The 13,311-nt window shown below is 72.2% G+C and carries 14 protein-coding genes, 1 pseudogene and 1 riboswitch; of the genes and pseudogenes, 8 read left to right on the forward strand and 7 right to left on the reverse strand.

Translation table 11 applies throughout. The features are described from left to right. Positions 1 to 67: 67 nt before the first annotated feature. Positions 68 to 742, reverse strand: a pseudogene (locus A8W25_RS31880) (GntR family transcriptional regulator); the annotation flags it as partial. Positions 743 to 778: 36 nt separating this feature from the next. Here A8W25_RS31880 and A8W25_RS03250 point away from each other — a divergent pair. Further along, positions 779 to 1,441, forward strand: coding sequence for a pyridoxamine 5'-phosphate oxidase family protein (locus tag A8W25_RS03250; RefSeq protein ID WP_107470588.1), 663 nt, complete (start codon positions 779 to 781; stop codon positions 1,439 to 1,441). 45 nt (positions 1,442 to 1,486) lie between these two features. Here A8W25_RS03250 and A8W25_RS03255 read toward each other — a convergent pair whose 3' ends face one another. From A8W25_RS03255 to A8W25_RS03265, 3 genes are all read right to left on the reverse strand, one after another. Beyond that, positions 1,487 to 2,446: a DMT family transporter gene (locus A8W25_RS03255; protein WP_067155407.1), complete on the reverse strand. Its 960-nt coding sequence runs from the start codon at positions 2,444 to 2,446 to the stop codon at positions 1,487 to 1,489. A gap of 161 nt (positions 2,447 to 2,607) precedes the next feature. Then, entirely contained in the window at positions 2,608 to 3,675 is a 1,068-nt protein-coding gene (locus A8W25_RS03260) for an EamA family transporter (protein ID WP_079125776.1), read from the reverse strand. Positions 3,676 to 3,706: 31 nt separating this feature from the next. Continuing rightward, positions 3,707 to 4,249: a Clp protease N-terminal domain-containing protein gene (locus A8W25_RS03265; RefSeq protein ID WP_420708396.1), complete on the reverse strand. Its 543-nt coding sequence runs from the start codon at positions 4,247 to 4,249 to the stop codon at positions 3,707 to 3,709. Positions 4,250 to 4,480: 231 nt separating this feature from the next. Between A8W25_RS03265 and A8W25_RS03270 the strand changes: the two genes are divergently transcribed. Together A8W25_RS03270 and A8W25_RS03275 are read left to right on the forward strand one after the other, a co-directional pair. After that, on the forward strand, positions 4,481 to 4,678 hold the full coding sequence (locus A8W25_RS03270) for a hypothetical protein (protein WP_067155410.1): 198 nt from the start codon (positions 4,481 to 4,483) through the stop codon (positions 4,676 to 4,678). Positions 4,679 to 4,763: 85 nt separating this feature from the next. Beyond that, positions 4,764 to 5,192, forward strand: a complete 429-nt coding sequence (locus A8W25_RS03275) for an SRPBCC family protein (RefSeq protein WP_067155412.1) — start codon at positions 4,764 to 4,766, stop codon at positions 5,190 to 5,192. 81 nt (positions 5,193 to 5,273) lie between these two features. On the opposite strand, the gene A8W25_RS03280 is transcribed toward A8W25_RS03275, so the two are convergent. Next, positions 5,274 to 5,864: a PadR family transcriptional regulator gene (locus A8W25_RS03280; RefSeq protein ID WP_067155415.1), complete on the reverse strand. Its 591-nt coding sequence runs from the start codon at positions 5,862 to 5,864 to the stop codon at positions 5,274 to 5,276. 191 nt (positions 5,865 to 6,055) lie between these two features. Here A8W25_RS03280 and A8W25_RS03285 point away from each other — a divergent pair, with 191 nt between their 5' ends. After that, positions 6,056 to 6,871 (forward strand): PhzF family phenazine biosynthesis protein, encoded by an 816-nt coding sequence (locus A8W25_RS03285; RefSeq protein WP_067155418.1) that lies wholly within the window; start codon positions 6,056 to 6,058, stop codon positions 6,869 to 6,871. Between the two features lie 114 nt (positions 6,872 to 6,985). Here the strand turns inward: A8W25_RS03285 and A8W25_RS03290 are convergent, their stop codons facing one another. Then, positions 6,986 to 7,789 carry a CPBP family intramembrane glutamic endopeptidase gene (locus tag A8W25_RS03290; RefSeq protein WP_067155421.1) on the reverse strand — a complete coding sequence of 268 codons (804 nt, stop codon included), beginning with the start codon at positions 7,787 to 7,789 and terminating at the stop codon, positions 6,986 to 6,988. A gap of 163 nt (positions 7,790 to 7,952) precedes the next feature. Between A8W25_RS03290 and A8W25_RS03295 the strand changes: the two genes are divergently transcribed. The 3 genes from A8W25_RS03295 (at position 7,953) to A8W25_RS03305 (ending at position 9,503) form a co-directional block, all read left to right on the forward strand. After that, a complete protein-coding gene (locus A8W25_RS03295) occupies positions 7,953 to 8,357 on the forward strand; it encodes a hypothetical protein (RefSeq protein ID WP_067155424.1) in 405 nt (134 codons plus the stop codon). Between the two features lie 13 nt (positions 8,358 to 8,370). After that, positions 8,371 to 8,958 (forward strand): hypothetical protein, encoded by a 588-nt coding sequence (locus A8W25_RS03300; protein WP_067155427.1) that lies wholly within the window; start codon positions 8,371 to 8,373, stop codon positions 8,956 to 8,958. A 338-nt stretch (positions 8,959 to 9,296) separates the two neighbouring features. Then, on the forward strand, positions 9,297 to 9,503 hold the full coding sequence (locus A8W25_RS03305; protein ID WP_067155431.1) for a DUF5999 family protein: 207 nt from the start codon (positions 9,297 to 9,299) through the stop codon (positions 9,501 to 9,503). Positions 9,504 to 9,638: 135 nt separating this feature from the next. Here the strand turns inward: A8W25_RS03305 and gcvP are convergent, their stop codons facing one another. Next, complete coding sequence (gene gcvP / locus A8W25_RS03310) at positions 9,639 to 12,524, reverse strand: aminomethyl-transferring glycine dehydrogenase (RefSeq protein WP_067155435.1); 2,886 nt, start codon at positions 12,522 to 12,524, stop codon at positions 9,639 to 9,641. Between the two features lie 195 nt (positions 12,525 to 12,719). Further along, positions 12,720 to 12,817, reverse strand: a riboswitch (glycine riboswitch). 111 nt (positions 12,818 to 12,928) lie between these two features. On the opposite strand from gcvP, the gene A8W25_RS34680 reads away from it, so the two are divergent. Continuing rightward, the gene (locus A8W25_RS34680) at positions 12,929 to 13,309 is read left to right on the forward strand and encodes a PRC-barrel domain-containing protein (protein WP_067155438.1); all 381 of its coding nucleotides are present in this window, start codon (positions 12,929 to 12,931) and stop codon (positions 13,307 to 13,309) included. The last annotated feature ends 2 nt before the right edge of the window (positions 13,310 to 13,311 follow it).

Genomic DNA, 13,311 nt, shown 5'->3' on the forward strand with positions numbered 1-13,311 from the left:
GTGTAGCAAGGTGAAGGGAAAGCCAGTATGAGCACCCAAGCTCTTCCGTCCGAGCCGGGCCCGGCCGCGCCCGCGCGCCGCCCGCCAGCGCGCGCTCGACGGCTTCGGGCAGCGGCCCCTCTTCGTCGAGCGCCACCGGGACCGGCCGCAGCCCGAGCGCCGGGACGAGGTCGAGCAGGGCACCCCAGCCCGGGTCCTCCATGGCGACGGCGTCGCCGGGCCGCAGATGCGCGGCGAGCACCCGCTCGATCGCGTCGAGGGAGCCGGAGAAGACCCCGACCGGGCCCTGCGGCACTCCGTCGGCGTCCAGCGCCGCGCGCGCGAGCCGCGCCAGCTCCGGGTCCACCGGGTCCTGCCCGTACAGCGTGGGCCGTTCGGCGTGCTCGCGGGCGGCGGCCGCCAGCGCGTCGCCGAGCGGCGGCAGCAGGGCGGGGTCGGGGTTGCCGTCGGAGAGGTCGCGCACGCCGACGGGCACGTCGATGCGCTGGGCGTCCAGGGCGGTGCTGGCCGGGCGCGGACGGACCCGGCTGCCCCGGCGCCCCCCGGTCTCGATGACGCCCCGGTCCCGCAGCAGCCGGTAGGCGGCCGCGACCGTATTGGGATTCACTCCGAGCTCGGTCGCCAACTCCCGCATCGGCGGCAGCAGTTGCCCCGGCTCCAGCTCCCCCGCGCCCACCGCGCGCTCCACATCGGCGGCGATCTCCGATGCGCGCCGCCCCACGATCCGATACTCTCCTAGCACAAACATAACTATGCACTAGTGCAATGGAGAACGCAAATGTCCGACACCGCTTCCTACGAGCCCACCGAGCGCACCGTGCCGACCCGCTCGCGCGAGCGCGCGTCGTACGACCGCGCATTGGTGCACGGGATACTCGACGAGGGATACGTCTGCCACCTCGGCTTCGTCCGCGACGGCGCACCCGTCGTACTGCCGACGCTGTACGGCCGGATCGGCGAGCGGCTGTACGTGCACGGCTCGACGGGTTCGCGGCCGCTGCGCATGACCGGCAAGGCCGACCCGGGGCTCGCGGTCTGCCTCACCGTCACGCACGTCGACGGCCTGGTGCTGGCCCGCTCGGCCTTCCACCACTCCCTCAACTACCGCTCGGTCGTGGTCCACGGCCTCGCGTACGAGGTCACCGACCCCGAGGAGCGGCGCGGCGCCCTGGACGCGCTGGTCGACCAGGTGGTGCCGGGCCGCTCATACGACTCGCGGCAGGCCAACGCCAAGGAGCTCGCCGCGACCGCGGTGATCCGCCTCGACCTCGACGAGGTGTCGGCGAAGGTGCGCACCGGGGGCCCCAACGACGATCCCGAGGACAGCACCCTGCCGCACTGGACCGGCGTGGTCCCGGTCGTCCGGGGGTACGGGACGCCGATCCCGGCCGACGACCTCGACCCGTCCGTGGCGCTGCCCGACTATCTCGGCGCGCTCTGAAGCCGCCCGGGGGCTTCCGGACGTGTTCCAAAAGCCCCCGGCGGGTCAGACCGCGACCGGCTCCCGGCGGGCCCGTGCGGCGACCCGCGCCTCGGCCCCGGCGAGCCCCACCACCGCGACCAGCAGCACCGAGGTGCCCAGGACCGTGGCGGCGCTCAGCCGCTCGCCGAGCACCGCCACCGCGAGCAGTGCGGCGCTCACCGGCTCAAGCAGCATGATCACGGAGACGGTGGCGGACCGGACGACGGCCGCGCCCGCGAAGTAGAGCGCGTACGCCAGCGCGGTGGGCACCGCCGCCACGTACAGCAGCAGCACGGCCACCCGCACCGGCTCGACGGTGTGCGGCACCAGTCCCTCGGCCCCCGCGAACGGCAGCAGCAGGACCGAGGCCACGGTGAACGCCCAGGCCGTGGTGGTGGAGGGGTCGGCGGCCTCGCCGTCCCGGCCGAGCCGGCGGGTGAGCAGCGTGATCCCCGCGTATCCGGCCGCCGAGAGCAGCGCGAGCAGCACCCCGGCGGGGCGCACCGCGCCGCCGCCGTTGCCGAGGACCAGGACGGCGAGCCCGGCGAGCGCTCCCACCACCGCGGTCAGCCCGGCGCCGCCGATCCGCTCGCCCAGGGTGAGCCGGGCGCCGACGGCGATGAGCACGGGACCGGCGCCCAGGGTGACCACGGTCGCCACGGCGAGCCCGGTCGAGGCGACGGCGGCGAAGTAGGCGCTCTGGAAGACGGCGAGACCCACGCCGTTGCCCAGGATCCGCAGCAGCCGCCGGCCCAGCGGCTCGGCGAGCCCGCGCACGGGACGCCGACGCAGTGCGCGGGCGGCGAGCAGCAGGACGAGCCCGCCGACACAGCGCCAGAAGGAGAGGGCGAGCGGGCCCAGGTCGCTGGCGTCGAAGACCAGCGCGGCCGCGCCGCCCGCGGTGCCCCAGGCGACACCGGCGATGACGAGATAGAGCAGACCGCGCCCGACGGGCAGGCCTGAGGAAGTCGATGCGTTCGACACGTACGTACTCCGGAGAGGAAGACGGGAAAGGTCGCATGCCTGGAGTACGCGGGCAGCGACGAGCCGCTCGGGGACTGCCCGAGCCCGGTCTTCGTCAGGGGTGCGGCCGCCCGCGTTACGCGGCGGGAGGCGGCAGGACGGTCGAATGCATGATCGTCACCCTACGGCGCGGTCCGGCCGGCCGACAACTCACTTTGGGGCGCGGGCGCCTCCTGGACAGACGCCTCCTGGACAGACGCCTCCTCGACAGGCGCCTGCTGGACAGACGCCTCCTGGACGGGCAGCGGATGCCCGTCCCCGCCCGCCACCGGCCCGGAGGCCTCTTTCGGCGCCGAGGACTGCGCGATGAAGGCGCCGACCAGGACCACCGCGCCGCCCGCGATCTGCGGCGCGGAGAGATGCTCGCCGAGCAGCACCCAGGCGAGCACGGTCGCGATGACCGCCTCCAGACAGGCGACGACTCCGGCCACCTGCGGAGAGAGCTTGCGTACCGAGATCACCCCGGTGACGTACGCGATCACGGTCGCGATCAGCACGATCCAGCCGAGCAGCAGGGCCGCGGGCACGTCCGAGCCGTTCATGTCGGCGCTGCCGGCGAGCACCGACCAGTCCATCCCCCAGGGGCGGGCGACGAGCGTGAGCAGCACGGAGCCGATGAGCAGGCCGTACGCGATGACGCCGATCGGGTCGGGCGCGTCGTCCGTGTCGCCGCCCTGGTCGGACAGGACGAAGTAGCCGACCTGGCAGCAGGCGGCGCCGAGGGCGAGCACGAGCCCGAGGACGTCGAAGCTCAGGCCGGACCAGATCTCCACGACGGAGGCGAGGCCGCCGACGGCGAGCACCACGCCGATGGCCGCCGCCCGGGTCACGGGCCTGCGCTGGACGAACCGGACCCAGCCGAGGACGAGCGCGGGCGCCAGGTACTCGACGAGCAGGGCGACGCCGACGGGGATGCGGGATATCGCGGCGAAGTAGCAGGCCTGGACACCGGCGACGGCGAGCAGGCCGAACCCGGCGAGCAGCGCGGGCCGGCGCACCAGCAGGCTCCGGTGGCGCCAGGCCACGGGCAGCATGACGAGCGCGGCGCCCGTCACCCGTAGCCACACCACGTGCAGCGGGTCAAGGCCCGCCTCGATCAGCGGCTTGGCCGCGACACCCGATCCACCGAATGAGAACGCCGAGGCCAGGGCCAGTCCCAGGCCGACGTTTCTCCCCTGAGACGCCTGCATCGGCACATCATGACAGGAGAAGTCAGGAGCGTCACCCCTGTGACACCTGTCGAGACGGCGGGGTCCCGGCGAGCCGTCCAGCGAGCTCCCGGGCGTCGACCCCGGCGTGGTCCAGGACCTCCACGGCCCGGCACTCCGGGTCGCTCACGAGCGCCGCCAGCAGGTCGGTGCCCCCTACCCGCACATCGTCATGGGCACCGGCCCGGGCCAGCGCGCCCTCCATCGCGGTGACCGCGGCGGGCGACCAGCCGGGCTGGTCGAGCAACGGCAGCGCCCCCGAGTCCTCCACCGAGCCCTGCCAGCGCAGCCCGTATCCGATGGAGCGCTGGACGAGATAGCCGAGCACCCGCGCCACCTGCGGCGCGCCGTCGAACGCGGCCCGCACCTCCGGGTCCGTCTCCATCAGCGAGTGCAGCAGATGGGCGGTGTCGAGTTGCCGGTCGCCGTCGCGCAGCGCCCTCCTGCGGGCACCCGCGACCACCGAGGCCATCTCGTCGGTGAGGCGGGCTTCGAGGTCGGGGGCGGCGGGGACCGGAGCCGAGACGGCCGGGACCCGCGGGATCGGGGGGTGCACCCTCCTACCCCATCAGGCGCGACACCCCCGGGTCATCCCCGCCGGGAAGCATTCCGCATCCCACGTTGGGTGGGTACGGATGGCCGGGTTCTCCTCCTTATGGATGAGATTTACGGTTTACGCCTCAGGGGCGCGCACCGCCTGGCGATACGCCCCGCGCGCAACCGCACCGCCGCCGGACACGTCCCCTCCCGTACGACACAGCCGCCCCGGCAACCGCGGGAGGGCCCGATGTGCTGGATGGTCGCCCTGCTCGCCGAGGACGGGCAGCAGTACGTGTACCGCGTGTACGCCCCTGGGGACGCCCTGCGCGGCGATCTGTTCTGGGCCGCCTTCCACTGCCACGACGAGTCGTCGCGCCCGCGCGCGTCCGACCTCTTCGACTCGGCGCAGATATGGGCGTTACCGGTGAGCGGCTCGATGATCTGACGGTTCATCAGTATTGAATGTTCGCGGCACCCCGGCTACGTTCCGCGACACGTGCCCGGCTCGAAGGACTCGAAGGGGTGGTCGTATGGCCGAGGTCAGCGCGCAGGCGCGCCTGGAGGCTCCGGCGGAGAAGGTCTGGGCCCAGCTGACGGACTTCACCGCGTACGGCGAGTGGAACGCCACCCATACGAGTTTCCCGCACGGCGGCCCCGAGAAGCTGGAGCTCGGCGCGACCTACGCCGAGAACATGAGGCTCATGGGCTTCCCCGCCGAAGTCACCTGGACCGTGGACGAGTTCGAGGCGGGCCGGCTCCTCGGCATCAAGGGCAAGGGCCCGATGGGGGTCAGCGTCGGCAACCGCTACACGCTCACGCCCGACGGGGACGCGACGGTGGTCCGGATCGAGGGCGAGTTCACCGGCGCGGCCGTCTCGCTGATGGCGGGCAAGCTCAAGGACTCGGCGACGGCCGCGCTGAACGAGTCGCTGCGCAAGCTCGGCGGCCTGGTGGCCTGACCGGCCCGTGCGCCCCGGCCGCCCGCGCGCACGGGAAAGCCCCGCGACCGGCGGTCGCGGGGCTTTCGGTGGCCGACGGGGTCAGTCCTCGTCGGCCAGGATCAGATACAGCTTCTTACGGGCGTCGTTGATGACCCCGAGCGCCTTCTGGCGCTGCTCGGCGGTGCCGGTCTTCCAGACCTGGCCGAACGCCTCCATCAGACCGAACCCGGCCTGGCGGATCTCGTTCACGCTCTCCCAGTCGACTCCGCGCCCGGCCTCTTCCCACGGGGCCTCGGACCCCGACTCGGCCTCGGTGCGCCCGGCGTCGGTGAGCGTGAACAGCTTCTTGCCGCCCTCGCTCTCACTGGTGATCAGGCCCTCGTCCTCCATCATCTGGAGGGTCGGGTAGACCGAGCCGGGGCTGGGCTTCCACGCCCCGCCGCTGCGCTCGCCGATCTCCTGGATCATCTCGTAACCGTGCATCGGCCGGTCCTTGAGCAGGGCCAGGATCGACGCGCGGACATCCCCGCGCCGCGCCCTGCCCCGCGGACCGCCCCGGCCTCCGCGGCCGGGTCCGAACGGTCCGCCGCCGAAGCCGGGACCGAAGGGACCGAAGGCGGCACGCCGCCCCTCGAAGTCGCCCCGACCGCGATGGCCGGGTCCGTGCTGTCCGTGTCCATGTGAACGCATCGCTACGCTCCTTCCATCTTGATCCGTCGCGATGGCTCAACGATATATCGGAACTGTTCGGTTAGCAAGCCTCTTGCTTGACAAGCCCACGGAAAGCGCTCCACAGGGGGCTCCAGAAGGGCCACCGAAGAGGCCAATATTCTTGGATTGGCCTTGGCTGGTGGCCTGCTCAGGCCCGTACCGTCCTGGTCATGCGGATACGAATCGTCGACGCCTTCACCGACCGCCCGTTCGCCGGAAACCCGGCCGGGGTCCTGCTCCTCGACGCGTTCCCCGAGGACGCCTGGCTGCAGAACGTCGCCCGGGAGGTCAACCTCTCCGAGACCGCCTTCGCCCACCCGCTGCCGCCCGGCGGCGAGGCCGACTGGGCGCTGCGGTGGTTCACCCCGGCCACCGAGGTCGGTATGTGCGGGCATGCCACTCTGGCCACCGCCCACGTACTGCACACGACGGGCGCCGCGACCGGGACCGTCAGGTTCGCGGCCCAGTGCGGCATCCTCTCCGCGACCGCGCACGAGGACGGGTCGATCACCCTCGACTTCCCCACCTCGCCGCTGACCCCGGTGGAGGCGCCGGACGGCGTACCTCAGGCGCTGGGGGCGCGGCCCCTGTCCGTGCACGACACCTCCGAGTTCATCGGCGACCTGGTCGTCGAGCTGGCGGACGAGCGGACGGTGCGGAACCTGGCGCCCGACTTCAAGGCGCTGGCCGCCTACTCCAAGCGCGGTGTCATCGCCACCGCCGCGGCCGATGACCCCTCCCTCGGCTACGACTTCGTCTCGCGGGGCTTCTTCCCCGGCGTCGGCATCGACGAGGACCCGGTGACGGGCAGCGCGCACACCGCGCTCGCGCCGTTCTGGGCAGCGCGCCTGGGCCGCACCGAGCTGACCGGCCTCCAGGCCTCCGCCCGGACCGGCCTGGTGCGCACGTCGCTGCGCGGCGAGCGCACCCTGCTGACCGGTACGGCGGTCACCGTCATCGAGGGCGAGCTGCTCACCGCGCCGTAGAGGCAGCCGCGGGCGGGCAGGGCGCACCGACGGCATGTGTAAGGGGCGTACGCGATAGCCGTACGCCCCTTACCTGTCAGCACCCGTCATCCACGCGCGCGTGCACCGCCGCGCTCACACCGTCGGCAGCCAGCCCACCTTCCCCGCGAGCAGCGCATACCCGACGAACGCCCCGATGTCGAGCAGGGAATGGGCCACGACCAGCGGCCCGACGCGCTGCCAGCGCCGGTAGAGCAGGACGAACACCACGCCCATCGCCATGTTGCCGAGGAAGCCGCCGATGCCCTGGTAGAGGTGGTAGGAGCCGCGCAGGACCGAGCTCGCGGCCAGGGCCGCCAGCGGGGTCCACCCCAACTGGCCCAGCCGGCGCAGCAGATACCCGACGACGATCACTTCTTCCAGTACGGCGTTCTGCACCGCCGACAGGACGAGCACCGGGTACTTCCACCAGACGTCCGGCAGCGACTCCGGGACGACCGTCAGATTGCCCCCGACCGCCCGCGCCACCAGATAGAACCCGAGCCCCGCGCTGCCGATCCCGGCGGCGATCAGCGCCCCCCTGCCGAGGTCCGGCCACGGCCGTCCGCGGTCGAAGCCGAGCACCCGCAGACCGCCCGCCCTCTCCCGCAGCAGCAGATGCGCGACGAGCGCCACGGGTACCAGCGCGGTCGCGATGCCGAAGAGCTGCCAGGCCAGATCCAGCCAGGGCCGCCCGGGAGCGTACGAGGTGTTGAGTTTGGCCGCCTGGTCCTTGAGGCCACCCGGCTTGGTCAGCGATCCGACAAAGCTGATCAGCGCCGACACACCGCTCGCACCGAGCGAGAGCGCCAGCACGAGCACCGTCTCGGACCGCAAGATCCGCGGCGACACCCCCTGTTCGGGAAGAGAATCAGCCACACGCCCCGCCTCCACCTGCACACCTGCCTCCAGTTGACCGAACCCGTCCCACGCCCACCACTGCCCCGCTAGGGTCTCGAATGAAAGTACGAAGATCGCGCGCGACAGGCCGGGGGGCGAGCGCCATTTCGGTGGTGCGGTCCCCCTTTTTCCTTGTTCAGGATTCAAGGAGGGCACCACCGCCATGGGACGTCACAGCTTGCCCGACGAGCACGCGACCGAGGGAACCCGGGGCCGCCCGGCCGTCGCCCGCCGCCGCACGGTCGCCCTCGCCACCCTGCTCGTGCTCGTCGTGGCGGGCGGCGCGGCCATCGCCGCGAGCAGCGGACTGCTCTCCTTCGGCGACTCGTGCCGGGACTCCGCGGTGCGGCTGGATCTCGTCGCCTCCCCCGACGTCGCCCCGGCCGTCCGGTCGGTCGCCGAGCGGGCGCGCGCCGACAAGGTCACCTCCGACGGGTCCTGCATTAAACTTCGCGAACGAGGCAGAGAGTTGGCGCCCCGGCCACTGTCCCCCGGCCCCCCTCTGACCCCGTATCACCGCAGACAGCGCTGTCCGCACTGCCCACGCACCAACGTGTCTCCGAAGTGAGAGGCGACCCACCATGCCGCTGCATGTCCCCCCGGCCCCCGCGCCAGCCCTGCGCAGCGTCCTCGCGGCACTCGGTTCCCCCACCGCCGTCCGCGCGGCGCGCACCCCCGCCCTGCGATCCGCGCAAGGCCCGCTGACGCCCGAACTCCCGCTGCCCGTCCATGTGCTGGACCGGATCACCCCGAGCGCCCGCGCCCCGCGCGCCCGGCTGGCCGGCTGGCGCTTCCTCATCAGCGACGCGGGCAGCGCGGTCGCGGCCGCGGACACCGTGCTCACCCCGGACGGCTGGGCCTTCTCGCACTTCTTCGAGGGCCCCTACCTCGCCTCGACCCAGCACGCGCTGCGTCAGGCGGAGGCGCTCACCATGGACTTCGAGCCGCGACTGCTCTCGGTCCCCGAGCTGTACATGCTCACCCTGTGGCTGCGGCGCGACATCACCGCCGACCCCGCCTCCGGCACCCTGGACCCGGCCGACCTCCTGGTTCCGCTCGCGCCCGCGCCGCCCGGCATCTGCGCCCACCGCCCGCACCGGGTCTCCGAGCTGCTGCCGGTGATGACCCTGCGGCTCACGCCCGCGCCCCTGCTGAGCCAGCCGGTCTGACACCCCGCTCGCCCGCCCGGAAGAACGAGCCCACAGCGCCCCGGAGCCCCCTTCGGCCCGGGGCGCTGTGCCGTACGCCCGCGCGTGCCCTCCTCCGTACGGGCTAGCCCGTAACGGTCACCACGAACCATCCGAAGAGGCAGGGCAGTTGAGTTGAACCGGCCGCACGAGTGATGCGTCAATATGCAGTAGGAAGTGGTGCCGCGAAATCCCTGCGGATTGACGCCCGTGGGGCAACACTGGGAGCGGACCGACCGACTTACCAACGGGGGGCGGCCATGAACACCGCATCGAGCCGCAGGACACTCAACTCTACGACGCAGCGAAAGAACGCATCCATGTGCCAGCACCAGCCAGCCTGCCCTACAGCCGACTCCGCCGACCGGGAGGCCGCGCAGCTCGTGGCGCACCACCCGGAGCAGGGCTGGAGCCTGCTGTGCAACGGCGTCCTGATCTTCGAGGACACCGGTGAGCTGCTGCCGGACGGGCGGATCATCGCCCCGCACCGGGCGCTGACAGCCGGACAGGTGGCGAAGGCCGCCTAGCGCGGCCTCGCGGGCACACGGACGCACACCGCACAGCACCACACAGAAGAAAAAGCACCACACAAAAGAAGGGGCCGGCCCGGGGAACAACTCCCGAACCGGCCCCGACGTATGTCAGCCGTAGACGGCCCTACGTCAGTTGTCGTACTCGTCCAGCGGCGGGCAGGAGCAGACCAGGTTGCGGTCGCCGAAGGCACCGTCGATCCGGCGGACCGGCGGCCAGTACTTGTCGGCGGCCGAGACCCCGGCCGGGAAGACGGCCTCCTCGCGGCTGTACGCGTGGTTCCACTCGCCGCCCAGGGCCGCCGCCGTGTGCGGGGCGTTGGCCAGCGGGTTGTCGTCGGCGGGCCACTCGCCCGAGGCGACCTTCTCGATCTCGGCACGGATCGCGATCATCGTCTCGCAGAACCGGTCGAGCTCGATCAGGTCCTCGGACTCGGTCGGCTCGATCATCAGCGTGCCGGCCACCGGGAACGACATCGTCGGCGCGTGGAAGCCGTAGTCGATCAGACGCTTGGCGATGTCGTCGACGCTGACGCCGGTCGACTTCGACAGCGGCCGCAGATCCACGATGCACTCGTGCGCCACCAGGCCATTGGGACCGGTGTAGAGCACCGGGTAGTGCGGCTCCAGGCGCTTGGCGATGTAGTTGGCAGCCAGCACCGCGACCTGGGTGGCGCGCTTGAGGCCCTCGCCGCCCATCAGCCGGACGTACGCCCAGGAGATCGGCAGGATGCCGGCCGAGCCCCACGGGGCGGCCGAGATCGGGCCGACACCCGTCTCGGGACCGGCGGTCGGCTGGAGCGGGTGGTTCGGCAGGTACGGCGCGAGGTGCGCGCGCACACCGACCGGACCGACGCCGGGGCCGCCGCCGCCGTGCGGGATGCAGAACGTCTTGTGCAGGTTGAGGTGCGAGACGTCGCCGCCGAACTTGCCCGGCTTGGCGAGGCCGACCAGCGCGTTGAGGTTGGCGCCGTCGACGTAGACCTGGCCGCCCGCGTCGTGCACCTCGCCGCAGATGTCGGCGACGTGCTCCTCGAACACACCGTGCGTGGACGGGTAGGTGATCATCAGCACCGACAGCTCGTCGCGGTACTGCTCGATCTTGGCGCGCAGGTCGGCGATGTCGACCTCGCCGTCGTCGGCGGTCTTCACCACGACGACCTTCATACCGGCCATCACGGCGCTGGCGGCGTTGGTGCCGTGCGCGGAGGACGGGATGAGGCAGACCGTGCGCTGCTCGTCGCCGTTGGCCCGGTGGTAGGCGCGGACCGCGAGCAGACCCGCGAGCTCGCCCTGCGAACCGGCGTTGGGCTGGATGGACACCGCGTCGTACCCGGTGACCTCCGCCAGGCGCTCCTCCAGCTCGTGGATGAGCGTGAGGTAGCCCCCGGCCTGCTCGACCGGAGCGAAGGGGTGCATCTGCCCGAACTCGGGCCAGGTGACCGGCTCCATCTCGGTGGTCGCGTTCAGCTTCATGGTGCAGGAGCCGAGCGGGATCATGCCGCGGTCCAGCGCGTAGTCGCGGTCGGCGAGCTTGCGCAGGTAGCGCAGCATCGCGGTCTCGGAGCGGTGCTGGTGGAAGACGGGGTGGGTGAGGACCTCGTCGTCGCGCAGCAGCGCGCCCGGCAGTGTGTCGGCGGCCGCGGCGTCCAGCGCCTCGATGTCGCCCTCGGCGCCGAAGGCGGCCCAGACGGCGGCGAGGCGGTCGCGGTCGGTGGTCTCGTCGCAGGCGATCGAGACGGTGTCGGCGTCGACCAGGTGCAGGTTGACCCCGCCGTCACGGGCGGCGGCGACGGCCTCGGCGGCCTTGCCGGGGACCCGCACGGTCAGCGTGTCGAAGTACGAGCCGTGCACGACCTCCACACCGGCGGCGCGCAGCCCCTCGGCGAGGATCACCGCGTACCGGTGGGTGCGCTGCGCGATCTGCCGCAGGCCGTCCGGGCCGTGGTAGACCGCGTACATGCCGGCCATGACGGCGAGCAGGACCTGCGCGGTACAGATGTTGCTGGTGGCCTTCTCGCGGCGGATGTGCTGCTCGCGGGTCTGCAGGGCCAGGCGGTACGCCCGGTTGCCGTCCGCGTCGACGGAGACGCCGACCAGGCGGCCGGGCAGGCTGCGGGCGAACTTCTCCTGGACCGCCATGTAGCCGGCGTGCGGGCCGCCGAAGCCCATGGGGACGCCGAAGCGCTGGGTGGTGCCCACCGCGATGTCCGCGCCGAGCTCGCCGGGCGAGGTCAGCAGGGTCAGGGCGAGCAGATCGGCGGCGACGGTGACGACCGCGCCGAGCTCGTGAGCCTCGTCGATGACCGGCTTGAGGTCGCGGACCTCGCCGGAGGCGCCCGGGTACTGGAGCAGCACGCCGAAGACACCGCGCTCGGCCACCTCGGCCGGGATGCCGCGGCTCAGGTCGGCGACGACGACCTCGACACCGGTCGGCTCGGCGCGCGTCTCTATGACGGCGACGGTCTGCGGCAGGGTGTCCGCGTCGACGAGGAAGACCCCGCCCTTGACCTTGCCGACGCGCCGGGAGAGCGCGAGCGCCTCGGCGGCCGCGGTGCCCTCGTCGAGCAGCGAGGCGCCGGAGGTGGGCAGCCCCGTGAGGTCGGCGACGACGGTCTGGAAGTTGAGCAGCGCCTCCAGACGGCCCTGCGAGATCTCCGGCTGGTACGGCGTGTACGCCGTGTACCAGGCCGGGTTCTCCATGACGTTGCGCAGGATCACCGGCGGGGTGAACGTGCCGTAGTAGCCCAGGCCGATCATCGGGGCCAGGACCTGGTTGCGGTCCGCGAGGGTGCGCAGCTCGGCCAGGACCTCGGCCTCGGTGCGGGCGCCGGGCAGACCCAGCGCCTCGGCGCTCTTGATCACGTCCGGCACCGCCGCGGCGGTCAGCTCGTCGAGCGAGCCGTAGCCCACCTGCGCGAGCATCTTCGCCTGGGCCTCGGCATCGGGCCCGATGTGACGCTGCTCGAAGGGGATGCCACGCTCGAGCTCGGTGAGCGGCATGCGGTTGGCGGTCATTACGGAGGCCTCCTGGTCTGCACGACCTGCGAGGGGCACCACGGCGCGGGTGCCCGGACGGCCTCCCCCTCTGTCATCTCAACCTGAGAGTTTCACCGGGCCGCGTGGGGGCGTCCCGGCTTTCACCGTCGGTGAGGAAGGGGTGCGCGCACAGGCGTATGCCCGCACGTCCCCCGTCCTGCTTTCCAGAGTGACCTCGTCCGCGCGGTACGTGGGCCTGAGAGATTCCGGGGAGGATTTGCTCCTTCGGCGCCTCCGGACATCTTTCCGAAGGACTCTCCCGCACGGGGTCAGCAGCCATCGCCAGAGTACCAGCGCGTTCCGGCCCTGATCCTTCGAGTGGCCGACGCCCGCGTTGTGCACTTTCGTAGTCTTACGAGCAGTTGCGACCAGTTGGAGGGACCGTGCAGACCGATATCGATCCGCGCAGCCTGATCGGCCGCAAGGCGTTCGACCGCAACGGCAACAAGATCGGCACGGTGGACGAGGTCTACCTCGACGACGCCACCGGAGTGCCCGAGTGGGCCGCCGTACGCACCGGCCTGTTCAGCCGGGACGCCTTTGTCCCGCTGGAACCCAGCAGCCTCGTCGACGAGGCCCTGCACATCCCCTACGACCGGGCGCTGATCAAGGACGCTCCCGACTTCGGCGTCGGCCGCCACCTCTCCCCCGAACAGGAGCTGCAGCTCTACCACCACTACGGTCTGGACATCGCCGCCCCCGATCCGCCGCCCGGCCCCGACCGGGACTTCGGACGGCTCGCGGGCGAGGAGGACGACACCTGATC

This window comes from Streptomyces sp. ERV7 (assembly GCF_001653515.1).
Taxonomy (GTDB): Bacteria; Actinomycetota; Actinomycetes; order Streptomycetales; family Streptomycetaceae; genus Streptomyces.

What these genes read in the sequence shown, in the direction of transcription:
- A8W25_RS03275 (WP_067155412.1), top strand. Translation starts at nt 4,764, where the DNA reads ATGGCCGAGGTCAGCGCGCAGGCGCGCCTGGAGGCTCCGGCGGAGAAG.
- A8W25_RS03285 (WP_067155418.1), top strand. Translation starts at nt 6,056, where the DNA reads ATGCGGATACGAATCGTCGACGCCTTCACCGACCGCCCGTTCGCCGGA.
- gcvP (WP_067155435.1), bottom strand. Translation starts at nt 12,524, where the DNA reads ATGACCGCCAACCGCATGCCGCTCACCGAGCTCGAGCGTGGCATCCCC.
- A8W25_RS03280 (WP_067155415.1), bottom strand. Translation starts at nt 5,864, where the DNA reads ATGCGTTCACATGGACACGGACAGCACGGACCCGGCCATCGCGGTCGG.
- A8W25_RS03270 (WP_067155410.1), top strand. Translation starts at nt 4,481, where the DNA reads ATGTGCTGGATGGTCGCCCTGCTCGCCGAGGACGGGCAGCAGTACGTG.
- A8W25_RS03250 (WP_107470588.1), top strand. Translation starts at nt 779, where the DNA reads ATGTCCGACACCGCTTCCTACGAGCCCACCGAGCGCACCGTGCCGACC.
- A8W25_RS03260 (WP_079125776.1), bottom strand. Translation starts at nt 3,675, where the DNA reads ATGCAGGCGTCTCAGGGGAGAAACGTCGGCCTGGGACTGGCCCTGGCC.
- A8W25_RS03295 (WP_067155424.1), top strand. Translation starts at nt 7,953, where the DNA reads ATGGGACGTCACAGCTTGCCCGACGAGCACGCGACCGAGGGAACCCGG.
- A8W25_RS03305 (WP_067155431.1), top strand. Translation starts at nt 9,297, where the DNA reads ATGTGCCAGCACCAGCCAGCCTGCCCTACAGCCGACTCCGCCGACCGG.
- A8W25_RS03300 (WP_067155427.1), top strand. Translation starts at nt 8,371, where the DNA reads ATGCCGCTGCATGTCCCCCCGGCCCCCGCGCCAGCCCTGCGCAGCGTC.